Consider the following 23547-nt stretch of genomic DNA (forward strand, 5'->3'; position numbering starts at 1 on the left):
GCCTCCCGATTGGGTAGGGCGGGGGGACCCTACGCGTGGCTTCCGGGAGCCGTCCCGGTTTCAGGGCTCAGAGCGAGTCGAAGAAGGCGAAGGCGTTCGACTGCGTCACGTCGGTGCTGGAGGTGCTCGCGGCGGAGTTGTTGTCCCCGTTGACGCAGGTCTGCTGGATCGAGTTCGACTGCGCCGAGTTCGACTGCGTCACGATCGACTGCGTCACGGTGCCGAAAACGGCGACTGCGACGTTCACCGGGACATTGACCTCGACGGACGTGTTGCTGGCAGCGGCTGCCTGCGTGCACTCCCTCTCGGCAGCATCCGTGCCGTAGCCGTGGGCAGAGGCCGCTCCCGCCCCGGCCATGCTGAGGCTCCCGATGATGGCAGCCACAAGAGCAGCCTTGCGAAGCATGCGCATTACATCCCTTCCTGTCGTATTGGCATGTTTCGTTTTCTACCGAAACAGGTTCAGTACTCTAGGTGATGATCATCCCTTTTGTGCCGAAACGCGCCGATGTGCCGCCTGTGGTGGCCCTGGCCTTCTTTAGCCGCACAGAGGCCCCGGGTCGGCAGCAACCGCTCGCGAGGCCGCGCCCGGCCTCTGCGGAAGACCCACCAAGACCGGTGCGGGCCTGACCGCCGTGCCGGACGTCACCTCGAGAGGTCCGCGCGGACGTCGCGCCATGTGAGGGGGCGGCGCACGAGGGTGAAACGACCCGTTGATGGTGCGCTTCGACCGGCACCGCTGCCGACGTAGTGCCTCTTTCACTGCATCCGCCACCCGTTCGTCTCTCCGTCCTGCAGGGGCGGGTCCGAGGGTGGTGCCGTGGTCGACCAGCCCCCACAGGCCCTGCTTGCGGTAGGCCAGGCGCATGCGCCTCACCGTCGCCCGGCACCCACCTGCTCAGCCTGCGCCCCTGCCGGCTTGAAGCCAGGATCGTTGTCCGGTTCCTGCGGTACGGGCGGAGCCCGGGCCGGCGGCCAGGGTGAGGCTGTGCTCCGGTGGTGCCCAGGAGCAAGCGCGCTCAGCTTCTTTATGGTCGGGACCGGGCCGGCGGCGACATGCGGCAGACGGGTCGGCAACCGCCCCGAGTAAACCCGATGGCACCGACAGCTTCGGGTATGAACACCTTCAAGCGTGGACTCGCGGTCGCCGCTCTCGGAACGACCGCCCTTCTCGGAGCCGTCTCACCCGCCGTCGCTGATGGCGGCGAGATGTGGCGGAATTGGTCGCCGGGCTCTGCCTCCGTCTCCACCAGCACTCCGAACTGGGAGTGGACGGTCAGCAACCAGTACGACTCCAACGTCCAGCACTCCAACGGGCTGGCCAACATCGCAACGGGCGGCAACATGTGCCTGGGCACGCTGGGAGTGCTGGCCCCCGACAACAACTGCCCCTCCTCCTGGAAACCGTCCGTCCAGCCGGGGGTCGTCCGAGTTGTTTTGTATGAAGTCCTTGATGCGCAGGGCCAAGGTTCGGCGGTGCGTCTCCGGGGTCAAGGACCGGTCGGCGTCGAGCACTCCGGCGAAAGGGAGGCGACGAGGTCGGCCAGCACCGTGCTCAACCGCGGGTTGCCGCCCGGCTGATGGGAGTAGTCCTTCGCCAGCTGGGTGAGGAACGTGGCTTCACAGCGTGATGCCGTTGAGGTTGACGTCCCAGCGGTCGGCGTGTGAGGTGACGGTCACGGTGGACAGGGGAGGCACCTTGATGTGCCAGAAGGCCGTGGCCGGAACGGACAGGGCGTGCAGGATCGTGGCGCGGATGACGCCCGGTTCGGTGATGGCCAGAGCGTCCTCCTCGTCCTGCGGCAGCTCGTACAGCCATGTGGCGGTCCTGCGGCAGAGTTGCCGGACGGATTCCCCTCCATGCGGTGTGGCGTCGGGGTCCGTAAGCCATGCGCTGAAACCGTAGGGGTATGTGGCGGCGATCTCGTCTATCCGGCAGCCGCCCCACTCGCCGTAGTCGAGATCGCGCAGGGCCGGCTCGGGTCTGGCCTTCAGTCCGAGCTCGTCGGCAGTGATCGCGCAGCGGCGCGAGGGAGCCCGGAGGGGGGACGAGAGGGGTGGCGGGGCCATGGTCGCCGAGTACGGCGCCCGCGAACCTTGGGGCCGCTCGCCGAAGATGCCGGCGGTGCTCCCCACGGCCGCACACACAAGTGTCAGGCGGACCGTCATGTGGCTGCCCTCCTTCTGAGCCAGGCGTGGCGCCGGAGCGTGACCGCTGCACCGGCCGGTCGACCGGTGCGGCGGGAGTGGTCGCGGCGTATGGGCCGTACGCCGTCGCTCCTCGACAGAGTCACCGGTGCGGGCTCGGTCCCGGGGGGCCCCGGGATGTGCGCGCACGCTCAGGTTCGGCGACCCTTGCCGCCGCAACCATCCGCCACAAGTCCCGAATGCCCCCGCCGATCGGCTGGTGGGAGCCTGCTGAGCGGTGGGTCCTGCCGCGGGCACCTGCGCGAAACCTCTCGGCGTGGTACGAATCGGACCGTGGTCCAGACGTCGAATGGAGCACGCGTGATCCGGGTTCTGGTGGTAGACGACGAAGCGCTGATCCGCATGGGCTTTCAGCACATCCTTGACGCCGCGGACGGTATCGAGGTCGTGGGGGCCGTTTCCGGCGGCCAGGCACTGCAGGCGGTGCGCGAGACGGCGCCCGATCTGGTGCTCCTGGACATCCGGATGCCGGATGTGGACGGACTCACCGTCCTGGCCGAGCTGCGCCGGCTGCACGCTCCGCCGGTGGTGGCCATGCTGACGACATTCGACATGGACGAGTACGTGGAGACGGCACTGCGCTCCGGCGCGGCCGGTTTCCTGCTCAAGGACACCGACCCGGAGGAGCTTCCGTTCCTGGTGCGCTCCCTGGCCGAGGGCGGCACCGTGCTCTCGTCGAAGGTCACGCGGACCGTGGTGGACGGCTTCCTGAACGCCGGGCTGCAGGCCCCCGAGGCGCACCTGCTCGAACGGCTGACGGCCCGGGAGCGCGATGTGCTGGTCCTGATCGGCGAGGGACTCTCCAACGCCGACATCGCCAAACGGATGCACCTGGGTACCGGCACGGTGAAGGACCACGTCAGCGCCATCCTCACGAAGCTCGAGGTGGGAGGCCGCGTCCAAGCGGCCCTGCTCGCCCAGCGGGCCGGCTTCCTGGGGACGGAGACGCAATGATCAGCCGCCGTACACCAGCGTTGCTGGACGCCGCCGTGGTGGCGGTCGCACTGGCGGACGTCTGGGCTCACTGGGACGGAGATGAGCCGCTGCGCATGACCTGCGGCCTCGCCGCGGCCTTCGTCCTGCTCCTGCGCCGTCGCCTGCCGTTCCTGACCTTCTTGCTCACCCTGCCCGCCGTCCTGTTCTCCGACGCGGTCTTCGCCTGCCTGGTCGCGCTGTACACCCTCGCCTCGCTCAGCCGCCACCGCATCCTCCTGGCGGTCTGTGCCCTGGCCTTCACGTTCGGTAACATAGCTTCGACGCCGGAGCTGCTCGCACCGACCCTTGACCTGACGAGGGCCGCGACACTGATCACGTTCGGGTACACGGCGGCGACGGCGGCCGCCCCGGTCTTCCTGGGCCAGCTCGTCCAGACCCGGCGGGACCTGTCGGCGCGACTGGCGGAGATCTCGGAGGCGCGCGACCACGAACAGATGCTGACCGCCCAGGCCGTCCTGGCCAAGGAGCGCGCGCAGCTTGCGCGTGAGATGCACGACGTGGTGTCCCACCAGGTCGGCCTGATCGCCGTACGGGCCGGTGCACTCCAGGTGGGCACGCGCGACGCGCAGGTCAAAGAGGCGGCGGCCACGATCCGGCGGCTGAGCGTCCAGACCCTGGACGAGCTGCGCTACATGGTCAGCGTGTTGCGGGCGTCCGGCGGACGGCCCACGGAACTCACCCCGCAGCCCTCCCTCGCCGACATCGAGCAGCTGGTCAACAGCAGCGGCATCGAAACCGAGCTGAGCTCGCAGCTCCCCGACGGACTCCCGCCGACCGTGCAGCGGGCCATCTACCGCACCATCCAGGAAGCGCTGACCAACGCACGCAAACACGCCCCCGGCGCCACCGCGAAGGTCGACCTGCGCCACGAGAGCGGCCTGATCCGCGTGACGGTCACCAACACCGCGCCCAGCCGGCCCGCGCTGCCGCTGCCCGGTGCCCACTACGGACTGGTCGGCCTGAGCCAGCGCGCCGCCCTCCTCGGCGGAAACGTCACCTCGGGACCGACGGCCGACGGCGGCTACCGCCTCAGCCTGGAGCTGCCAGTCGACGGCGTACCGCGGTCCGCCGGGATCTCCCGCGGGCATGCAGGGTAGCGGACGGGAGCGTGAGCAGGGTTTTCGTGGTCAGGACCACGTGGCGCGTGTGCCGTGGCGCGTTGGCAGGGAGCACGGCACACGGCACACCTGGTGCTCACCCACGACGGCCTGACGAACCACCCCCGCGTCGGCGGGGAGCACTCTTCCTGACCTGCGTGTTAGAGAGGGCTTTGCGCCCGGCTTTCGCGTGCGTGCGCTCGGCGGCGGCCATTTCGCCACCGACGCCGACCTGCCGGGTTGCGGCGGCAGCGCAGGAACACGATCCGAACGAGGCCGTTTGGCGAGCGCCGTCCGACCAGGCCGTGACCGTCCTGGCGCCCGAACTGCGCCGGGCTACCCGCCCAGACGGCTCTGTTCCACCGGCACGGGTACGGGCTGCCTCCGCCGAGCCAGCAGACCTATCACGTATCCCGCCACGCCGCACCCGAAGCCGACTAGGGCCAGCAGGCAACCGCCGGCCAGGACGAGCACCGCGATGATGGCGACCGCGGGCCCGTCGAACGCCCGCTCACGGACCGCGTCCGCTGGGATGGTGCCGCTCTGTCCGTCCGTGAGGAAGTAGCGGGAGTCATGCGAGGTGGCCCGGTTGTCGCCCATCATGAAGAGCCGGCCCTCGGGCACCAGCACGTCATAGGTCTTGCCGTCACCGACCGCGTTCCCGCCGGCGACGTACGCTTCGTGCAGGGGCCTGCCGTTCACCAGCACCTGCTTCCCGTCACAGGCCACCCGGTCGCCGCCGACCCCGATGACGCGCTGGAAGACGAGGTCCGCGTCCGTGTAGCGCCCCGGCAGGTAGTAGAAGACGGCGTCACCCCGACGGACCTCGCTGCCGTCGATCTTCGCCGTGAAGACGATGTCGCCCTGCTCGTACGTCGGCCGCATTCCATCGGAGTCGACGGTGTGGCCGTCGAAGGCGGAGTCGGCGAACCGCCACGTCCCCACCGCCAACAACAGCCCCAGGGGCACCAAAATCAGCCCCGTGATCCACAGTCTTCGCCCTGTTCCCATTCCTCAGCCCCTCCGGAAGTTCGGCCCGCACGCTACAGGCACGGGCCAGCGCTACCGGCCCCGGGGGCCTGTGCGGACCGGAAGGGGGAGGGCCGTGGTGTTCGCGCCGGGATGAGACCCGGCACATAAGCAGTGCTTTGTCAGGTGGTGTCGTAGGGCTGCCGAGGGACGGTATGTCGGCAGACGGGGCAGGTCCCGGTCCAGGCGGCAATGAGGTGTTCGAGGAGGTCCGGGGCTTGGTCACGCCCTGGCAGTGGCTTTTGGGCTGCTCCGCCGTTCGGTCAGGAACAGGCGGACGGCGGTGACCAGGGTGACGTGGCGGTGCCGGCCGGTGGACGAGCAGCCCTCGAAGTGGTCCAGCCGCTTTCGGTTCGCGGTAGTCGTGCTCGACCCGCCACCGGGTCCTTGGCGGGAACGAGAGGACCTTGCGGCCATCGGCAAGTTCGCCGCCGCCTGCGGGTGACCGGCGCGGGGCAACACCCGCGCCGTCGACGTCAGCGCCGGACAGGACCCGGCTTTCGCACCGCACGGCTGCTCGCCGGCAGCGACTGCGGGTGTGCCGCTCGGCCGGCCCGGAGTCCAGGGCCGTGGCTCGGCGGCCCGGGCTGCCGAGCCACGGCTCAGCGGAACCGGCTGGCTGCCCTGACCACGAGGGGGTCCGGGGTGTCGGTGGACCGGCTGACAGCGCCGGGAACGGGCCCGTTGGCGGTGCTGGACCAGTTGCGGGGGGTCAGTGGTTCCGTTCGTGGTCGAGTGGCCTGCGGGTGACGCTGGTGCGGCCGGCCTGCGGGGCACCACGGAGGGGACACGGGCAGGGTGGTCCGTCACGGGTGCCGTACGACGGCCTGGGGGAGGGGCGCGTGTGCCGGCTGCGTCCAGCCCACCTGAGGGCGGGACGCAGCAGCCGCCGGGCACATTGAGCAACTGCTGCACGGACTCCGCGCGCGGCACCGCCAATAGGCCCCGCCGACGGACTCCCAACCCGGTGCCGTCACTTCTCATGAACATCGAACAGACGAGAACCGGGCAACCTCGAAGTGGTGAACAACTGCTGCCGGAAACTCGTGAACAGAACCACGTGACCGAGTACCGCCACCAGCGGGCTGCCCAGCGCGCCCACGCCGTACTCGACGCTGCACCTCGCGGGCGTGCTGGCGGGCGTGGTGTCAGTCGGTGGACAGTGCCTGCAGCAGGTCTCCGACCTGGGGGTCGGGCAGGGCGCGGGCGACGTCCGCTTGGGCGACGATGCCGACCAGGCGGTGGCCGTCGATGACGGGGAGGCGGCGGACCTTGTGTTCGGTCATGGTGCGCAGGATCTCCGCGGCGTCGTCGTCGGCTCCGATCGTGACCGCTTCGCCTTGGGCGAGCTCGCCGGCCTTCACGGTGGCCGGGTCCTTGCCGACGCCGAGGACCTTCACCACGATGTCGCGGTCGGTGAGCATGCCCTTGAGTCTGTCGTCGGTGCCGCAGATCGGCAGCGCACCCACTCCCAGCTGCGTCATCTTCTTCGCGGCGTCGAGCACCGTCTCCTCGGCACCGACGCACTCTGCGCCTTCAGTCATGATCTCGCGCGCGGTCGTCATCCGGTAGCACTCCTTCGTCCCTAGCCGATGGGTGTACGCACCCCGTCGGGTGTCTCTCGGATATGGGTGCCGCGGCAGTGCACGGGAATAACGCCGTGTGCCGATCCTCCACCCACACGCCAGGACCGCATCGCAACCCAGCGCGACCGAGGCCGCCGCGCGCTCCTCCCCCTCCGTGCGCCCCGTGCGGTGCCCCTGCCGAGCGGGGGTTCAGGGCTTGCTCCAGGGTCGCGCGCGGGGAGTCAGGTGAGCCCTGCCGCGCCCCCAGCAGCCACGGCTGATGTCGGCGTCCCACAGACGGCCACGATGCCCTCGCTCACCCGTTCACGTGTTGAGGGAAAGACCCCAAGCGCATCTGCTCTGCAATGGACCCGTCGAGCAGCTCGCGACCGGAACGCCTACCTAGCCTCCAGATAGCCCTTGTCATGTTCTCGGGGTGCTGCAGCGGAGCCGCTGGTCATGCGGTCACGGCCGCCCTAGCAGACCACCGGCTACCTTCCCCACATGAAACGGGCCATCCTCCTGAGCAGCCTCGCCGCGAGAAGAACTGATGCCACCCCGCAGCAACTCACCGAACTGGCCGCCGACCTCGACATACCGGCGGCGGACCTTCTCGTTGTCGCAGGCCACCCGGTGCCGACGGAGCTTCTTCCCCCGAAGCGCGACACCACGGTCATGAGGCGGTTCGCATATCGTGTCAGCCACTGCGACCACCTACAGCTCGCCGCGCTGGAGGCGTTCATCCGCTTGCTGCCTCGCGACACCGCTCCTGAGCCCGTCGTGCAGCCGACGTGGCCCGGCCGCCGCCCCGCTGAGACGAGGTTTGCCGCGGTGCTCGGCGCGCTGATCCTTAACCGCGGCTTCAGCATTCGCGACCTGCCGTTCATGGGGTTGTCCCTCAGCACGCTCCACGGGATGGTGTGGCGCTGGGACGCGAGTCCGCATCGTCGGCAGCAGCTATCTGCCGTGGCCGGTCCATTGGGCTGGAGCCTGCCCGATCTCTTCGCGGTCGCAGATGAGCCGTACTCGCAGGGACTCCGGCCGATGGTGCACTGCCGCCACCTCGGGCGGGTCTTCGCGGCGGCTGTGCCCTTGACCACCGCTCAGCTGATCGAGACCGCGGAGGAAGCGGACCAGCTGAGCGCGCGTGAGGACCACGGCGCATGGCAGCCCGTCCCGCAGGGCTTTGCTGCGGAATGCCCGGACTTTCCGTGACAGCAAGGACCGCCTCGGGGCTCTAGCTGTTGGGCGCCGAAGACGGCGCTGGCGAGGAAATCCGTCCACCTAGAGCTTGTCCGGTCGATCGTGTGCGGAGCCAGATGACGAGGGCGGCTTCGGTGACGGTGCCGAGGTAGACGTATCCGCGTTTGTCGTATCGGGTTGCGACGGCTCTGGCGTGCTTGAGCTTGTTGATGGCCCGTTCGACGGCGTTGCGCTTCCTGTACCGCGCCTCGTCGAAGCTTGGTGGCCGTCCACCGTGTGATCCCTTACGGAGGCGTGCAGCCTGACTGTCGGGCTTCTTCCGTGGCCTGCCCGGTCCGATCCGCGGGACGCGGATCTTGTGCAGCACGGGCTCGAACCGGGTGCAGTCCGCCCGCTGTCCCGGCGTGATGATCAGGGACAGCGGGCGGCAGCGGTCGTCCGCGCTCAGGTGGATCTTGGTGGTGAAGCCGCCGCGCGAGCGGCCAAGGCCCTCACCTCCAGCACCACCTCCGCCAGGCGGGCGACAAGGCTCTGCCAGGGCGTCTTGTCCTGGTCTGCCGGTCCGCCCCCCTTTGGGGCGGGGGCAGGGGCTGGTGGCGGGTCGGTCCGGGCGCCGGCCGCGTGCTGGTGGGCCCGCACGATGGTGGAGTCGACCGAGATGTCCCAGTTGATGTCGCCAGCCGCGTCCGCTTCCGCCTGGACCCGCTGGAGCAGACGCTCCCAGGTCCCGTCGGCCGACCACAGCCGATGGCGTTCATAGACCGTCTTCCACGGCCCGAACCGCTCGGGCAGGTCACGCCAGTGCACACCGGTCCGCACCCGGTGCAGAATCCCGTCGATCACCTGTCGGTGGTCCCGCCAGCGGCCACAACAGCTTGTTGCTGACCGGCAGGAACGGCCGCAGCCGTTCTCACTCGGCATCCGTGAGATCTCCCCGCCCCATGCCCGATCCAACGACCACAGCGGGCAATAGTCACATGATCGACCGAACGGAACCTAATAGGCCATCGGCGGGTGGGACGCCTTGCCTCCCACCTGCTGCGCTGGCTCAAGGCCGACGTATTCGTACACGCCCCCGTGAGGGTGCCGCAGCACGGCTCGGTGGCCGTTGGGGGTGGGTTGCGCCGGCATCACCACGGTGGCACCGGCGGCGATGGCTTCATCGACGGCGGCGACCAGATCTGAGACCGCCAGGGTGGCACTCACTTGGGCGACCCTGTGCACTGCCTCGTCCGGACCGCAGAACAGCAGGAAGGGCCCAACGCTCGCCAGGCGTACACCGGCGAAGTCGAAGCGGTCGGCCGTCCGGCCGGTCAACCGCTCGTAGAAGGGGATGGCCGCCTCCAGGTCGTCAACGCGCTGTCGCGTGACCACCGAGTCGATCGTTATCGGCATGAAGGAGCACCTCGTCCGTCAGAGTCAGATTTTGACATCGCCGCGCGTCGCGCGGTCATCGTTCCGCACCCGGTGTGGCCGGCACCAGCGCGATGCCGGCCCCACCGGGTCGACGCACAGTCAGTTGCCGTCGGAATTCTGCCAGGCCGCGCGCTGGCGCAGCGAGATCCGGTTGCCGTCTGGGTCCACCGCCTCGACGCGGACCCCGTACCCGTAGTCCTCCGGTTCGGGCTGATCGAACGTCACGCCGCGGTCGCGGAACACCTTGAAGTCTGCGCGCAGGTCGTCCGATTCGAGGAAGACCGGACCGGGTGTGGTGCCCGGCCGCAGCTCGGCGGGCTGCCCCGCAGCCGCGGCGCGCGGCCAGAGGATGATCTCGAGCGGGCTGCCTGGGACGCCCACCGTGAGGAAGCGCCCCTCGGGACCCGGGTAGTCGACGCGCTTCTCCAGACCGAGCTTTTCCGTGTAGAAACTCAGCGCGCGCTCCTGGTCGGTGACATAGAGCGTCACGTACATGATGTTCGTCAGCATGGTGCTCCTTCCGCTGTTACCCGGGCCTCTCCGGGCCCGTCATCACTCATGACGGAGCGGATTCGGGGAAGGTAACAACATGTTCGAAACCGGAACGACGGACCCGGTGGCCCAGGCGTTCGAGTCCCAGCGGGACCGGTTGCGTGCGGTCGCCCACCGCGTGCTCGGGTCGCACGCCGACGCCGAGGACGTGGTCCAGGAAGCCTGGCTGCGGCTCGCCCGCCAGGACGCGACCACCATCGAGAACCTGGCCGGCTGGCTCACCACCGTGGTCGGCCGGATCAGCCTCGATGTCCTGCGCTCGCGCCAGACCCGCCCCGAGGCGTCCCTGGACGACCGTCTGCCCGAACTCGTGGTCACGCTCGACGACGCCCCTGCCCCGGATGACGACGCGGTGCTCGCGGACTCGGTCGGACTCGCGCTCCCCGTCGTCCTGGATTCCCTCCGTCCCGGCGAGCGGCTGGCGTTCGTGCTGCACGACCTGTTCGCGGTGCCCTTCGACGAGATCGGCCGCATCCTCGGCAAGTCCACCGACGCCACCAAGATGCTCGCCAGCCGCGCCCGCAGAAAGGTCCAGGCAACCGAGCAGCCAGCCAGAGCACGCCGGGAACAGCGCCAGGTGGTCTCCGCCTTCCTGGCAGCAGCCCGCGACGGCGACTTCGAGGGTCTGCTGCGCGTGCTCGACCCGGAGGTGCGGCTCACCGTCGACATCCCCGGCGGCGTGGTCGTCACCCTCGGCGCCACCAAGGTCGCCGCTGGCGCGCAGCTGGCCGCCAGCGCGGCCACCCTGGGCCGGGCAGCCCTCGTTGGCGGCCGTCCCGGAGTCATCTCCTGGCGCGAGGACGGGACCCTTCTCTCCGTCCTCGCGTTCACCGTCACAGACGGCCGGATCACCGCTATCACAGCCGTGGTCGACCCGGCCAAGCTTGCGCGGATGAACCTGCCGGAGCCGACATGAGCAGCTGCGTCACGCCGCCCCGCGACGCTCGACCAAGGCACCGCATCCGGCTTCGCGCATGAGCGGCCGGACAGCTCCTAGGGTCGCGCTGGTCACCGCGTTCGCCACAGATCTGGCGTGCGCCGAGGTCCGTGGGGTCGAAGGGTCGGCCGGAGCGCGTGGTGGCGTTCCGGTCGGGCCCCTGGGGGTTTCAGGCTGTCGGGCGCTTGGCGCGGGCGGTGAGACGTTCCCAGTTGCGGTAGCCGATGTCGGCCTTCTGCTCGTCGGTGAAGGGCGAGCTTTCCAGGAAGGAGCGGGCTTCACCGTTGCTGGTGTCGACGTAGGGGAAACCGCCGGGGCGGAAGCCGTAGGTGAAGGGGTAGTCGGTGGAGGACAGCATTCGGTCGGTGCCCATCACTTCGGCGGTCCAGCGGAGGTAGCGGGGGCTGTTGGTGCCGCTGCCGGCGACCCAGAAGTTCTGCTTGAAGTAGTCCGCCAGGGGCTGGCGCAGGCGGCCTGCTTCGCCGAAGAAGCCGGTGTGGTCGAGGTAGAACAGCGCGACCTCGCCCCAGTGCCCGGCGATCACCTGCAGGTCGGGGAACCGGTCGAAGACTCCCGAGAAGATCATGCGCAGGAATTGGACACCGAGGTCGTAGTACCAGCCGAGCCCGGCTCCGGACAGAACGGGGCCCATGAGGTTGGAGTAGTAGGCGTCGATGACGGGCTGGACCGGTGTCTGCGGGTGGAAGTGCAGCGGCACGGCCAGACGCTCGGCCATCGCGTACAGCCCGTCGTTGTCCGGGTGGCCGGAACCGACCCTCACCCGGCGCGCCGCGGAGCCCGGCACTGCCGCGCGAGAGCAGACGCGGCGCCGGATCATCGAGGCCGCGACCGGCCTGCTGGAGCGCGGGGGCCGCGACGCGGTCACCACCCGGGCGGTCGCCGACGCCGCCGGACTGCAGCCGCCGGCCCTTTACCGGCTGTTCGGCGACAAGGAGGGGCTGCTGGACGCAGTGGCTGAGCACGGCTTCACCCGGTTCCTGGCAGCCAAGCAGCAGATCGAGCCCGCACCGCAAGATCCGGTCAAGGAACTGCGCGACGGCTGGGACACCGTGGTCGAGTTCGGAGTGGCCAACCCCCGCGCTGTACACACTGATGTACGGCGAACCCGCCCGCTCCACGACTGTGTTCCGGATCGGCCTCGAACATCTCATGGACCGAATCCGCCGCACCGCCGCCGCGGGGCTCCTGCGCATGGAAGAGGGACTCGCGGCCCAGATGGTCCATGCCACCACGGGTTTCTTGATCTCGATCGCGGCATCCTCAGAAGCAGAAAGAGGAAAATACCGTGCATGTGCTCCTAATGAGGGACTCCGGAGGCTTCAGGCTCGTCAGCTGCATGGAGCCGGACATGGCCGACGCCGCCCTCGGCGGCACTCGGCCAAGAGAACGGCGTCCCGTGGTCCCCGGACCAGCTCATCTGAAGGTGGGACGCTCGCACTGGAGCTGACCTGGTAGCTGGGAGCGAGGGGCGGCCGGGAGGAAAGTCTCGGCCGCCCCCTTTTCGGCGTACGCATCAGCTCGCTGGCTTGCGGGCGGAGACGCGTTCGACGATGCCGAGCTTGAACCGGTTCTGCTGTTCGATCTCCAGCCCTTCGGACTGCACGAGCTGGAGGGGACGGCGCAGCAGATGCTCCCCGCCTACTGCAACGGTGATGCGCTCGACGAGCCACTGCAACGCGCGGACGGCCCTGGCGGAACTTGCTACGTGGTCCAGCAGGAGGAGCCGGCCGCCGGGCCTGAGTACGCGGCTCATCTCGGCGACGGCGCGCCGGTCGTCGGGGATCGCGCACAGCGACAGGGTGGAGACCACGCTGTCGAAGGATGCGTCGGGAAACGGCAGGGCTTGTGCGTCAGCTTCGCGCAGGTCAGCGGTCTGGCCGAGCATGCGGGCGCGGCGACGGGCGAGGGCCAGCATCTCGGGGCTCCACTCGATGCCGGTCAGCCGCACGCCGGGTGGGTAGAGGGGGAGGTTCAGGCCGGTACCGATGGCAACCTCAAGGACGTCGCCGGTGGCCCGGGAGCATACCCAGGAGCGGCTTTCGCCGAACAGGGTTCGGTCGAAGAACCGCATCTGCCGGTCGTACGAGCGGGCGTGCTTGTCCCAGTAGCGGCGCAGCCGCTCGTTGTCGCTCGCCTCGGGCATGGGCCCATCCTCACCGCCACCCGTGCCCCGCGCACGTCAGGGGCTGCCAGGGCCCGGGCAGGAAGGACTTCCCGGCCGGGCCAAGCTGTCGGAGCTGCTGCCGCTGAGGGGCGGTTCCGTGTCAGTCGGCGGGTCGGGCCGTGTAGTCGCCGGCCCGCTGCATCGCCGCGACGAGATCGGCCGTGTCCACGCCGGCACACTCATGAAGGCGGACGGCGGTTCGCCCGGACTTCATGTCGGTGCCGGATGAGCGGACCCCGTGGATGTTGACGGACAAGGCCGGCCGGTGGGGCGGTTCGCGGAGCCGTCCGACGTGCGGCTGGTATGTCGGGTCGTGACCGCTGTCTTCGTTGCCTGAAGTGGGCGGCATCCACAGGGTGATCAGCTCGAAGGCCCAGATCGGTCGATCAGCGAGCCGTTTCATGCAACGCTCAGATAGCGTTGCATATGCCATATTGCGTAGTGATTCCGTTGAAAGGCGCGTCATGAAGATCGCAGTCATTGGCGGTACTGGACTGATCGGTTCGCAGGTCGTCAAGTGCCTGAACGCCGCCGGACATGAGGCCGTACCGCACGCGAAGTCCACCGGAGTCGACGTCATCGGCGGCCAGGGGCTGGACGAGGCGGTGGCTGGAGCCGATGCGGTCGTCAATCTGACCAACTCCCCGACTTTCGACGAAGCCTCGCTCGCCTTCTTCCAGACCTCGATGGACAACCTCCTGGCCGCGGCGCAGAGGGGCGGCGTCGGCCACTTCGTCATCCTCTCGATCGTCGGCGCGGACCAGGTGCCGGAGCTGGACTACTACCGTGTCAAGGTGCTTCAGGAGAAGATCCTCGCGGCCGGGCCGATCCCCTACTCGATCGTGCGCGCCACGCAGTTCATGGACTTCATGGACGCAGTCCTGTCCTGGACGGCCGACGCCGACACCGTCCGGCTGCCCGCTACGCCCATCCAGCCCATCGCTTCCAAGGACGTGGCCGACGCGGTGGCGGAGGTCGCCGCCGGGGCTCCGCTGAACGGCATCCGCAACATCGCAGGACCCGAGGTCTTCCCCCTGGACGAGCTGGGCCGGATCACCCTGTCCCACAAGGGCGACAGGCGTACAGTCGTCACCGACCCCACCGCCGGCATGTTCGCCGTCGTCAAGGGGGACGTCCTGACTGACAAGAACGCTCGCCTCGCCCCCACCCACTACGCCGACTGGCTCTCCTGACATCCCTGCCTCCTGCGTGTCCATGGAGCAGATGAGAGCGGTAGATGATCGAGGGAGGTGGATGATCGTGGAGTCTATGAGGCGCCGACCCGACGGGCGGTGCGCGGGTTCACCGACCGGCCCGTCCCGCGAGGGGTGCTGGAGCGGGTGCCCCTGGCGTGAGCCGTGGCCTGCGACGTCGAAAAGACAGGGATGGCCCGATGGGCGGGTTCAGGGAATGGCTGCTCGCGCACCTGAAGAATCAGGACGCTATTGGCGAACTCGCCAGGAAGGCAGCCTCCGATCCCGACTGGCCAGAGGGTCCGGACCGCTTGAAGACGTCCGACCACCTGGAGAGCAGCGGCGCCACTCGCGCCCTGCTGGAGGACCTCCCGGACGCCTGGATCCGCTGTGCAGCTCGCTGACGGCCCCTGAGCCCTATGCCGCTTGATCGTTACGCGGCACCTGTCCTTCCGCCCTGCTGTCACGTCGTTGAGGTCAGGCGTCGAAGCGCTGGCGGGCGACGTCGATGTGGCGGAGGTACCGGTGCGTCCAGTCGCACATGACGTCGACGGTCTTCCGCAGGGCTTGGCCCGGCTCGGTGAGGGAGTACTCGACCCGGGGCGGCACAGTCGGGTGCACCACGCGATCGACCAGACCGTTGCGCTCCAGCATGCGCAGGTTCTGGGTGAGCATCTTGTGGCTGACCCCCTCGACCTCGTTTCGCAATTCGGTGAAGCGCAGTGTGCGCTCACCAAGGGCCTCGATGATCAGAAGCGCCCACTTGTTGGCGACGTCCGAGAAGATCTCGCGTGCCAGCGAGTCCGCTCGCCGCAGGTCTGCATCGGCACCTGAGTCGTTGAGCTGCTTGGTCACCATTTGGTTCCTCCGTCACCAAAAAGTGCGTTCTTCCACGTCGTTGCACACTCTCCTACGGTTACCCAGTAACCGCAAGGGACCACGAGGAGCCCGCTTCCGTGGAGCTGTTGCCCTCGGGTCGTGACGACAAGGAGTGGGCGTGGCGATCGATTTGATAGACCCCGCCGGGCTGGTGAAAGTCGACCTCTACCGGCAGGTGGCTGTCGCGACGGGGACGAAACTGATCTTCATCGCAGGGCAGGTTGCCTTGGACGCAGACGGGGCCATCGTCGGCGAGGGCGACGTCGCCGCCCAGGTCGAGCAGTGCTATCTCAACGTGGCTGCCGCACTCGCCGGGGTCGGTGCTTCCTTCCGCCACGTGGTGAAGCTGACGGTCTACGCGGTCGACCTCGCGCCCGAGAAGATGCCCCTGTTCGCCGAAGGTGTCGCGCGGGCGGTGGAGAAGCTCGGGATCACCCCGGCTCCGCCGCTCACCGGCATCGGCGTCGCCGCTCTGGCTGCCCCCGGCCTCCTCGTCGAGGTCGAAGCCACGGCGGTCGTCGACTGACTGGCTCGCTGCTCCACTGAGGCTAGGCCGTTTCCTTCGGATCATCTGGCTGACCAGATAAAGATCGCGGCGAGCTGGAGTCCGGCAAGGAAGATGGTTGCGGTCTTGTCATATCGGGTGGCCAGGCCGCGCCACTGCTTGAGCTTGTTGATGCAGCGTTCGACGGTGTTCCGTCGTTTGTAGGCCTCGCGGTCGAAGGCCGGCGGTCTCCCGCCACGGCTGCCGAGTCGCTTGCGGTTGGCGGCCTGACCGACGGGCTGCGGGATCACCGCCCGGATGCCGCGGTGGCGCAGGAGACGGCGGATGCCACGGGATGAGTAGGCATTGTCCGCGAGGATCACGTCCGGCGTGGTCCTCGGTCTGCCGACCGGCCGGGGAACCCGGATGTGATCCATAACCTGGGTGAAAGCTGATGCATCACCAGCCTGGCCGGGTGTGATGACGAAGGCCAGAGGGCGGCAACGGCCGTCGGCTGCGAGGTGGACCTTCGTGGTCAGTCCACCCCGGGAGCGTCCAAGGGCGTCGGCTGGCTCGCCTGCTGGAGCCCCTTTTTACGGGCTCCTGCGGCGTGCTGATGGGCTCGGACGATCGTGGAATCGACCGCTACAACCCAGTCCACATCGCGATCGGCGTCGGCCTGGGCGAGAAGAGCGGTGAAGACCTTCTCCCAGGTCCCGTCCGAGGCCCACATCCGCAGCCGGCTATACGCACCCTTCCACGACCCGAATTGCTCGGGCAGGTCCATCCACGGCGTGCCAGTGCGGTACTTGAAAGCGATCGCGTCGATCACCTGCCGGTGGTCCCTCCAGCGCCCGCCCCGCCGCGGCGTCCGCTCTGGCAGCAACGGCTCGATCCGTGCCCACTGGGCGTCAGTCAACGACACGCATCGTTCAACGATCAGATGATTCGAAGGGGACGCCTTATCTGTTCCGCCAGTTCACGAAAGACACCTCGTCCTGGAGGACCACGCTGATCGTCTCCTCTCGAAAGGCCGTGTCGCTCAGGAGCCTATGAAGGAACCCGGCCATCCCGAGAGAGTGCAACTGCATCTCGGGACTGGTGTGCCTTCCGCATATCAGGACAGGCCATTGATCCGGGTCGTCATCCGTGGTCACCCAGCAGTAGATGTCTGCGCCCGACGTCACGCCCCACGCCAGAATAGACCCGGGGTCCACGTCGAAGTCGGCGTCGTCGCGGCACATCTCCCAGGTGTAGCGGGCGTTCTCCGTCTCGTCATGCAGGCCCGGCCCTGCCGTGTACGGGTACCCATCCGCTCGCAACGCTGGCAGCAGGATGTCGATCCCGTCGCTGATCACACCCGACCCATACAGCTCCATGAAGCGGACGTAGTCTGCGGGGAACCGGGTTCCCCAAGCCGCCTCAACCTCGGCCCAGTCGACCCGCTCGTCTACCCCGTGAGTCACTGGCATGAGCTCCGCCAGTGCCGCCACTGCGTCTGTCCCGCGCATGTCCTACCCCTTGTCCCGCCGACCGCACTATGCGGCACGACGCATCCGAGGACCCAACCTACGAGGACGGACTGTGTAGCGAATCTCCGGGGCGGAGCCTCCGGAGCTTCAAGATCCGAAAGAGACGGCCGGTGTATTGCCCCGGGAGGTTGGGGACGCGGCTGGCGGGTGGTTTGCCTGCGAGGGCGGTGTGTCCGCGGTGGTGATTGTAGGTGTGCAGCCACTCGGGGAAGGCGTCGCGTCGTTCCTGCTCTGACCGGTAGGGGCGGGCGTAGGCCCACTCGTCCAGGAGGGTGCGGTTGAGACGTTCGACCTTGCCGTTGGTCTGGGGCCGGTAGGGCCGGGTTCGCTTGTGGGCGATCCCGGCCGCTGCCAGCAGGTCGCGCCAGGCGTGGGATTTGTAGCAGGAACCGTTGTCGGTCAGGACACGCTCGACGGTGATCCCGCAGCTCGTGAAGTAGGCGTGTGCCCGCTGCCAGAAGTCGGTGGCGGTCTCCTTCTTCTCGTCCGTGTGGATCTCGCTGTAGGCGAGGCGGGAGTGGTCGTCGACGGCGGTGTGGATGTAGCTGTAGCCGGTGCCGGTCTTCGTCTTGCGGCCGGCCTGGCGGCCGAGGATTCTGTGGCCGCCGCCGTCGGGGATGTTGTCGAGTTTCTTGATGTCGACGTGGACGAGTTCGCCGGGCCTGTCGCGTTCGTAGCGGCGTATGACAGGGCCGGTTGCCCGGTCGAGATGGGTCAGGCGGGCGATCCGGTAGCGAGTCAGAACGCGGTGGACGGTGGAGGCGGGCAGGTTCAGCATTCCGGCGATGCGGGCTGGACCCCACCGGCGGGTCAGGCGGATCTGATGATCCGGCGTTCGGTGCGGGTCGGGGTCCGGCGTGGGCTGTGGTGGGGGCGGGAAGAGCGGTCGCTCATGCCGGTTTCACCGGTGGCCCGGTAGCGGGCGGCCCACCGCTGAGCGGTGGTCGGTGAGACCTGGAAACGCTCGGCGGCCCGCCGCAGCGGCCAGCCGTCCTCCACAACGCAGCGGGCCAGGCGCAGGCGTCCGGTCTCGGTCAGGGGTGCATTACGGTGGGGCACGAGGGCCTTTCTGGTCGCCGGTGCAGATGTCGCAATCCACACCAGGCCAGAAGGCCCTCACCCATTTCAAGATCCGTCAGTCGAGACCTGCATCACCCGTCCACAACCTCCCGGGGCAATACACCTAGGCCCAACCACGCTGTTGCTGGCCCGTGCTGTGCGGGTTGAGCGAGACGAAGCGCTGGGCACCGTCTCACTCAACCTGAAACACCGCAGGTCACGGCTTTGCCATGGTTCATCTCTGCTGAGACAGGACAGTCGGTCTCCCCGTTCCGCAGGTAGTGGTTGCCGACATAGGCGGCGTGCGCGGGAGCTGGAAGGCGATCAGGGAGAGTGCGGGAGCGGCGAGGGCGGCCAGGCCCGCGAGGAGGCGGTGACGTTGCCGCCCGGCTCCGCCCCTGGGCGGCATGTGTCCGCTTTCGCCCCCGGCCCCGGCGTCCGCTCGTCCGTCCCTGTGCCTCGGTTCATTTCTGAGGTTCCTTCCGGGAATCGAGATCGTGTCCGACGGCCTCTGTCTGGTGCTCAGTGCATCGAGCGGCCGCGAGCGCCACAGCCGACCTTCTGGATCGGGCGACGGATCAACCGATGTCAGCGCGGGCCGTCAACCGGCGGCGCCGCCCCCGCCACCTTGTGCACCTGGCCTTAACGGACCGGGCCATCAACGCCCGGTACTTCGTTACTTCGTCGAGCCGCCCCGCCACTGTGGCGCAACAACTCCAACACCCGGCATTCGGCACCCACCTCTCGGCTCTCGCCCGGCACCTCACCGGTCGCCGCCCCCGAGTTGGAGCACGGCCGCCACGTCCGCGCCCTCTGACGGCTGGGACAAAGGCCAGTTGCGGCCGTCGCCGAACCGCGGTGCCTGGGTGCTTCCTCCGCGTTCGCCGAGGTCGAAGGCGGCGGCGTGGTCGGCCGACGGGGCTCAACCGGATAGTTCATCCGGATTCGTGTTACGGTCCCTCCAAGCGGATGGGTTATCCGGATACTTGCTGGGGGTGGATGTGCCATGAAGAGGACTGCTGTGGTCACGGCCGGAACGGCCGGCATCGGCTTGGAGACGGCGCGGGGACTGGCTGCCGCCGGATTCTCCGTCACCGTGATCGGACGCAACGCAGACCGGGGCGCCCAGGCGCTCGACCGCATCAACGCGATGAGCCCGGCGCACCCTGCCCGGTTCCTGTCCGCGGACCTCGCCTCGCTCGACGAAGTGCGCGACCTCGCAAAGCGGATCGCCGCCGACCGCGCCGCCTCGGGCAAACCGCTGACCGTGCTGGTCAACAACATCGGGGCGATGTTCCCGGACCGCCGGGATGTGGGCGGTGTCGAGGCGTCGTTCGTCGTCAATCACCTCTCGCCATACCTGCTGACCGAGCTGCTCCTGCCCACGCTGGCAGCCGGCGCCCCGAGCAGGATCGTGAACGTGACCTCAGGTGCGGTCGGGGTCGCGAAGCGGGTGTTCGACGCCGTCGAGCCGCCGGGCGGCTACTACGGCTTCCACTGGTACGGCCGCGCCAAGCTCGCCAACCTCGCCTACACGCTCGACCTGGCCACGCGACTGGACGGTACAGGCGTATCGGTGTTCGCCGCCGACCCCGGAGGCGCCGAGACCGACATGACCAACGGCACCATGGGCGACCCGAAGATCGTCTCGCCCGCCCTGCGGCTGCTGTGGCCGCTGGTACGCCGCAAGTTCGAACGCTCGACTTCCGGTCCGGCGTCCGCCGCGGCCATCCCCTCGATAGTCGCCGCCACCGACGGCGCTCTGGCGGGGCGGACGGGCGTCGTCATCGGTCCCCAGGCCAGCCCGGTGCCGGCGCCGCGGGCCGCGACCGACCCCCGCGTCGCCGAGGCCGTACGCCGGCTCAGCGAACGGCACGCGGACGCCTGACCTGCCAAGCGGTGACGGAACGGGCGGCGGGATCATCCGGATGGGCCATCCGATTAGCATGTCCTTATGACGACGACACCACTGCGCAGGGACGCGGCCCGCAACTGGGACCGGATCGTCGCCGTCGCCCGTGCCCTCATCGACGAGGGCATGCCTCTGCAGCTCAACGACGTCGCCCGGCGCGCCGGACTCGGAGTCGGCACCGTCTACCGCCACTTCGCGACGCCCGAGGCGCTGCTGGAGACCGTCGCCACTCCCTGCCTGGAAACCCTGGCAGCACACGGCGAGCGCGCACTGGCCGACGCCGACCCATGGCGCGCGCTGGAAGTGTTTCTGACCCGCACCGTCGAAGCGCAGGTGACCGACGCCTCCCTGGCCCCGGTCACCGCCGCACGCGCGGACGCCCTGCCGCGCACCACGGAGCTGAAGCAGTCGCTGTGGTCGGTCGGCGACGCCCTCCTCGGCCGGGCCCGCGAGGCAGGGGCCGTCCGCCCCGACCTGGCCTCGGCCGACCTGGTCCCGCTCATGTGCGGCATCGCGTACGCCGTGCACGTCCACGGAGGGCGTGACGCCGACCGGGTCGACACCGCTCGCCGCTACCTGGCCACACTGCTCGGGGGCCTGCGCGCCACACCGCCGAAGGCGTGAGACGCGTCCCCCTTCCCGGCAACCGGCATCCAGCCCTCATGGGACGGCTGCCCGATGCCCGCCGGGCAGACGGGTGTGTGGACGGCGAGTCGAGTCTCAGGGCCGGTTGCAAGATGCGACGGGCGACGCACCGTTCCAGCGGTGACTGGCCGTGTACCGGAGAACGGGTTCTGGTCCCGCTCTTGTTGAGCGGTGACGTTCGGTGTTGTCTGACGGCTCTGTACATGGTGATGTGCGACCACGGTCGACGGTGGTGTCGCTGGGACGGTCTACAACGTCGGTCATGGCAGATCGCAGGCCGGTTCTCCCGCTCGTCACCTCGGCGGCGCGGGACTCCTTGAAACCTCGGCCTGGCCCAGCGCGGGTCTCAACTCAGCCCGGTGAACGGCCCGATCGAGGACGGCTTCGACGCAGTGATCACAGCAGTCAAGTCGAGATCACTCCAGCGGCTTCCGGTTCTTCCAGCCGCCGCCCGGCGGGCGGGTACGACCGTCACTCTTCGCGGCGGGTCATATGCATGTGCCAGTTGGTGAGCCAGGTCCGGCCCTCGTCCACGGAGAACGCCTGCTCCCAATGAGCGGTCGTTCCGCTGATTTCCGACCATGTGAAACGGACCTTCACCGGGCGGCCGTCGTGCTCGTCGTCGCCGTGGAAGACGCCGGTGCCGTCGGCCTGGAATCGCCCGGTGACGGGAGGGAAGAGGATGCCGCTGCGCTTGCTGGCCCAGTACAGGGACCAGGCGTCGGCGGCGGGATCGTACAGCCGGAGCGTCAGCCCCGCGAAGTTCTTGGTCGGGAACTCGATCTCGTCGAAGCTCGCACGCCCGTCGAAGTAAGCCGACGCACGGGTGAGGCCTGGGAACTCCTCCCATCGGTCCTCTCCCTCGGCGGGGTCGAGGAAGTCCTTGCGCCAGCGGTTGGCGACGTCGTAGGTGCCGGTGAAGAACGCGAATGCGGTGCTGTGGTCCATGGACCGAACGCTACGAGTGCTTCACTGACACCTCATGTCAGTGAAGTTCGACAGGAATGGCCCCCGGAGGACGTCAGAGTGGTTGGTCGGCAGAGGACAGGCGGCGAATGGCGACGACGGCCGCGTCGTCGTCGAGGTGTCCGTGGACGTGGGCCAGCAGGTCGCCCTGGAGATGGCACAGCAGTTCGTCGGGGTCGTCCGTGGTCCACTGGGGTGCCCGCTCGGTGAAGGGGTAAAAGCGTCCGCCGGTGTCGCGGGCCTCGATGACGCCGTCGGTGTAGAGGAGCAGCAGGTCGCCGGCCTCGAACGGGAAGGTCTGGACGCGGTAGTCGGCGATGCCGAAAGCCCCGCCGAATCCGATCGGGAGATGGCTCGCCTCGGCCACGAGCGGGATGACCCGATGTCCGCGGAGGATGAGCGGCGGCGGGTGACCACAGCTGATGAGGTGGACGACGGGCTCGTGGTCGGGGATGTCGAGCAGCACGGCGGTTGCGAAGTCCTCCATGGCGTCCTGCTCCGTCGGCGGCCGCCACTGGCTGGTGTCCCAACGGAAGGCGGCGTCCAGGTGGATGGCGAGACGGGGAAGGGTGGCCTGCCGATGGGCGGCTGCTCGGAAGGCACCGAGCAGCAGGGCGGTGTTGCTGATGGCGCCCAGGCCGCTGCCGCGCACATCGCCGATGAGGAGCCGGGTGCTGTGGTGGGCGGTGCGTGCGGCCGCGTACAGGTCTCCGCCCAGGTCGGCTTCCTCCTCGGCAGGGATGTACAGGCCGGCGATCCGCAGCGGGCCGGAGCGCGTGGGCAGTGGCTGCAACAGCACGCTCTGCGCCGCCTCGGCCACCGACCGCACCTGGTGCAGCTGCCGCTCGCGCCGACCCCGCACCACACAGACGGTGACGCAGACGGCCGAGACGACGATCAGTGCGGCGATCTGAGCCTGGACGTTCGCCGTGTCCCAAACCCCTCTGAGCACGCCGATCAGCACTTGGGCCGCCACCGCAAGGGCCCCTATCAGCGCCGTCACGCGGGCGCCTGCCAAGGCCACGGTAATAGCGGGCGCTGCCACCAGCAGTGGACCGAGGTGGATGTGCGGCGGAGACAGCACGTCGACGACGCACACCGTGACGATCAGCCCCAGGGGAATCACCAGCAGCGCGGGAGCGTGCCCCGGCCGCCAGGAACGCCGGACGTCCAACGATGCTCGAAAGGCCATGCCCCAAGCCTTCCACCGGTCTCCGCAGGACGGGCAGGCGCCGCTCCGAGACGGGTCCGTGGCTGTATGACAAGTCCATGGCGTGTAAGTGCCTCTACCTGGCCGTCATGACCCTGGATCCCACCTGGGAGGGCCGCAGACGCTCGACCATGCGTGGGAAGCCCTGAGGTTGTTCCTGTTTGGCGGACAGGTTCTATGTGTTGGTCAGGCTGCGGTGGTTTCGTAGTGGGCTGGGCTCTGGTAGCCGAGGCTGCTGTGGAGTCGGCGGGTGTTGTACCAGCCTTCGATGTAGTCGGAGATCGCGGTTCGGGCGGCGGCGTGGGTGTGCCATTGGTGCCGGGTGACGAGTTCGGTCTTCAGGGTGGCGAAGAAGGATTCGGCGAGGGCGTTGTCCCAGCACACGCCGGTGCGTCCGACAGAGAGCCGGATGCCAAGGCCGGCGGCCAGGCTGGTGCCGAGGTGGTCGGCCGTGGCCCAGCCGACCACCCGCGGGAGGC

At 68.8% G+C, this 23547-nt stretch carries 23 protein-coding genes and 6 pseudogenes; 11 read left to right on the forward strand and 18 right to left on the reverse strand.

Features of this window, described 5'->3' with window-relative positions; genetic code table 11:
• Positions 1-67: 67 nt before the first annotated feature.
• A complete protein-coding gene (locus AB0F11_RS24585; protein ID WP_362177576.1) occupies positions 68-385 on the reverse strand; it encodes a hypothetical protein in 318 nt (105 codons plus the stop codon).
• Between the two features lie 731 nt (positions 386-1116).
• Here AB0F11_RS24585 and AB0F11_RS24590 point away from each other — a divergent pair.
• A complete protein-coding gene (locus tag AB0F11_RS24590; RefSeq protein WP_362177579.1) occupies positions 1117-1581 on the forward strand; it encodes a hypothetical protein in 465 nt (154 codons plus the stop codon).
• A gap of 39 nt (positions 1582-1620) precedes the next feature.
• Here AB0F11_RS24590 and AB0F11_RS24595 read toward each other — a convergent pair whose 3' ends face one another.
• Entirely contained in the window at positions 1621-2169 is a 549-nt protein-coding gene (locus tag AB0F11_RS24595) for a histidine phosphatase family protein (RefSeq protein WP_362177581.1), read from the reverse strand.
• 339 nt (positions 2170-2508) lie between these two features.
• On the opposite strand from AB0F11_RS24595, the gene AB0F11_RS24600 reads away from it, so the two are divergent.
• Positions 2509-3162, forward strand: coding sequence for a response regulator transcription factor (locus AB0F11_RS24600; RefSeq protein WP_362177584.1), 654 nt, complete (start codon positions 2509-2511; stop codon positions 3160-3162).
• A complete protein-coding gene (locus AB0F11_RS24605) occupies positions 3159-4301 on the forward strand; it encodes a histidine kinase (protein ID WP_362177587.1) in 1143 nt (380 codons plus the stop codon). The genes AB0F11_RS24600 and AB0F11_RS24605 overlap by 4 nt, the downstream gene beginning before the upstream one ends.
• Before the next feature lie 336 nt (positions 4302-4637).
• Here AB0F11_RS24605 and lepB read toward each other — a convergent pair whose 3' ends face one another.
• From lepB to AB0F11_RS24620, 3 genes and pseudogenes are all read right to left on the reverse strand, one after another.
• A complete protein-coding gene (gene lepB / locus AB0F11_RS24610; protein ID WP_362177589.1) occupies positions 4638-5270 on the reverse strand; it encodes a signal peptidase I in 633 nt (210 codons plus the stop codon).
• 282 nt (positions 5271-5552) lie between these two features.
• A pseudogene (locus tag AB0F11_RS24615) lies at positions 5553-5718 on the reverse strand (IS701 family transposase); the annotation flags it as partial.
• Positions 5719-6478: 760 nt separating this feature from the next.
• On the reverse strand, positions 6479-6895 hold the full coding sequence (locus AB0F11_RS24620) for a CBS domain-containing protein (RefSeq protein ID WP_362177591.1): 417 nt from the start codon (positions 6893-6895) through the stop codon (positions 6479-6481).
• Positions 6896-7399: 504 nt separating this feature from the next.
• Here AB0F11_RS24620 and AB0F11_RS24625 point away from each other — a divergent pair.
• On the forward strand, positions 7400-8110 hold the full coding sequence (locus AB0F11_RS24625; RefSeq protein WP_362177594.1) for a hypothetical protein: 711 nt from the start codon (positions 7400-7402) through the stop codon (positions 8108-8110).
• 25 nt (positions 8111-8135) lie between these two features.
• Here AB0F11_RS24625 and AB0F11_RS24630 read toward each other — a convergent pair.
• From AB0F11_RS24630 to AB0F11_RS24640, 3 genes and pseudogenes are all read right to left on the reverse strand, one after another.
• Positions 8136-9002 (reverse strand): annotated as a pseudogene (locus AB0F11_RS24630) (IS5 family transposase); the annotation flags it as partial.
• A 92-nt stretch (positions 9003-9094) separates the two neighbouring features.
• Positions 9095-9493, reverse strand: a complete 399-nt coding sequence (locus AB0F11_RS24635; RefSeq protein ID WP_362177596.1) for a VOC family protein — start codon at positions 9491-9493, stop codon at positions 9095-9097.
• Between the two features lie 120 nt (positions 9494-9613).
• Positions 9614-10024 (reverse strand): VOC family protein, encoded by a 411-nt coding sequence (locus tag AB0F11_RS24640; protein ID WP_362177599.1) that lies wholly within the window; start codon positions 10022-10024, stop codon positions 9614-9616.
• 79 nt (positions 10025-10103) lie between these two features.
• On the opposite strand from AB0F11_RS24640, the gene AB0F11_RS24645 reads away from it, so the two are divergent.
• The gene (locus AB0F11_RS24645) at positions 10104-10982 is read left to right on the forward strand and encodes a sigma-70 family RNA polymerase sigma factor (RefSeq protein WP_362177602.1); all 879 of its coding nucleotides are present in this window, start codon (positions 10104-10106) and stop codon (positions 10980-10982) included.
• A gap of 190 nt (positions 10983-11172) precedes the next feature.
• On the opposite strand, the gene AB0F11_RS24650 is transcribed toward AB0F11_RS24645, so the two are convergent.
• Entirely contained in the window at positions 11173-11784 is a 612-nt protein-coding gene (locus AB0F11_RS24650) for an amidohydrolase family protein (protein WP_362177605.1), read from the reverse strand.
• Between the two features lie 52 nt (positions 11785-11836).
• Here AB0F11_RS24650 and AB0F11_RS24655 point away from each other — a divergent pair.
• A pseudogene (locus tag AB0F11_RS24655) lies at positions 11837-12254 on the forward strand (helix-turn-helix domain-containing protein); the annotation flags it as partial.
• A gap of 283 nt (positions 12255-12537) precedes the next feature.
• On the opposite strand, the gene AB0F11_RS24660 reads toward AB0F11_RS24655, so the two are convergent.
• Positions 12538-13167: a class I SAM-dependent methyltransferase gene (locus AB0F11_RS24660; protein WP_362177608.1), complete on the reverse strand. Its 630-nt coding sequence runs from the start codon at positions 13165-13167 to the stop codon at positions 12538-12540.
• Between the two features lie 121 nt (positions 13168-13288).
• Positions 13289-13669, reverse strand: coding sequence for a hypothetical protein (locus tag AB0F11_RS24665; RefSeq protein WP_362177611.1), 381 nt, complete (start codon positions 13667-13669; stop codon positions 13289-13291).
• Here AB0F11_RS24665 and AB0F11_RS24670 point away from each other — a divergent pair.
• Entirely contained in the window at positions 13653-14381 is a 729-nt protein-coding gene (locus AB0F11_RS24670) for an SDR family oxidoreductase (RefSeq protein ID WP_362177613.1), read from the forward strand. The genes AB0F11_RS24665 and AB0F11_RS24670 overlap by 17 nt on opposite strands.
• A gap of 200 nt (positions 14382-14581) precedes the next feature.
• On the forward strand, positions 14582-14785 hold the full coding sequence (locus AB0F11_RS24675; protein WP_362177616.1) for a YozE family protein: 204 nt from the start codon (positions 14582-14584) through the stop codon (positions 14783-14785).
• 73 nt (positions 14786-14858) lie between these two features.
• On the opposite strand, the gene AB0F11_RS24680 is transcribed toward AB0F11_RS24675, so the two are convergent.
• Positions 14859-15239, reverse strand: a complete 381-nt coding sequence (locus AB0F11_RS24680) for a helix-turn-helix domain-containing protein (RefSeq protein ID WP_362177618.1) — start codon at positions 15237-15239, stop codon at positions 14859-14861.
• A 139-nt stretch (positions 15240-15378) separates the two neighbouring features.
• On the opposite strand from AB0F11_RS24680, the gene AB0F11_RS24685 reads away from it, so the two are divergent.
• Positions 15379-15786, forward strand: a complete 408-nt coding sequence (locus AB0F11_RS24685) for a Rid family hydrolase (RefSeq protein WP_362177621.1) — start codon at positions 15379-15381, stop codon at positions 15784-15786.
• Between the two features lie 41 nt (positions 15787-15827).
• Here AB0F11_RS24685 and AB0F11_RS24690 read toward each other — a convergent pair.
• The 3 genes and pseudogenes from AB0F11_RS24690 to AB0F11_RS24700 all read right to left on the reverse strand — a co-directional run.
• Positions 15828-16684, reverse strand: a pseudogene (locus tag AB0F11_RS24690) (IS5 family transposase).
• 22 nt (positions 16685-16706) lie between these two features.
• Positions 16707-17255, reverse strand: coding sequence for an SMI1/KNR4 family protein (locus AB0F11_RS24695; protein WP_362177624.1), 549 nt, complete (start codon positions 17253-17255; stop codon positions 16707-16709).
• A 133-nt stretch (positions 17256-17388) separates the two neighbouring features.
• Positions 17389-18335 (reverse strand): annotated as a pseudogene (locus tag AB0F11_RS24700) (IS481 family transposase); the annotation flags it as partial.
• 1006 nt (positions 18336-19341) lie between these two features.
• Here AB0F11_RS24700 and AB0F11_RS24705 point away from each other — a divergent pair.
• Together AB0F11_RS24705 and AB0F11_RS24710 are read left to right on the forward strand one after the other, a co-directional pair.
• A complete protein-coding gene (locus AB0F11_RS24705) occupies positions 19342-20223 on the forward strand; it encodes an SDR family NAD(P)-dependent oxidoreductase (RefSeq protein ID WP_362177627.1) in 882 nt (293 codons plus the stop codon).
• A 66-nt stretch (positions 20224-20289) separates the two neighbouring features.
• Positions 20290-20871: a helix-turn-helix domain-containing protein gene (locus AB0F11_RS24710; protein WP_362177630.1), complete on the forward strand. Its 582-nt coding sequence runs from the start codon at positions 20290-20292 to the stop codon at positions 20869-20871.
• A 492-nt stretch (positions 20872-21363) separates the two neighbouring features.
• On the opposite strand, the gene AB0F11_RS24715 is transcribed toward AB0F11_RS24710, so the two are convergent.
• The 3 genes and pseudogenes from AB0F11_RS24715 to AB0F11_RS24725 all read right to left on the reverse strand — a co-directional run.
• Entirely contained in the window at positions 21364-21840 is a 477-nt protein-coding gene (locus AB0F11_RS24715) for a hypothetical protein (RefSeq protein WP_362177633.1), read from the reverse strand.
• A gap of 73 nt (positions 21841-21913) precedes the next feature.
• Positions 21914-23050 (reverse strand): PP2C family protein-serine/threonine phosphatase, encoded by a 1137-nt coding sequence (locus AB0F11_RS24720; RefSeq protein WP_362177636.1) that lies wholly within the window; start codon positions 23048-23050, stop codon positions 21914-21916.
• A gap of 204 nt (positions 23051-23254) precedes the next feature.
• A pseudogene (locus tag AB0F11_RS24725) lies at positions 23255-23470 on the reverse strand (integrase core domain-containing protein); the annotation flags it as partial.
• Positions 23471-23547: the final 77 nt, after the last annotated feature.

It is taken from the genome of Streptomyces sp. NPDC032472 (assembly GCF_040636955.1).
GTDB lineage: Bacteria > Actinomycetota > Actinomycetes > Streptomycetales > Streptomycetaceae > Streptomyces.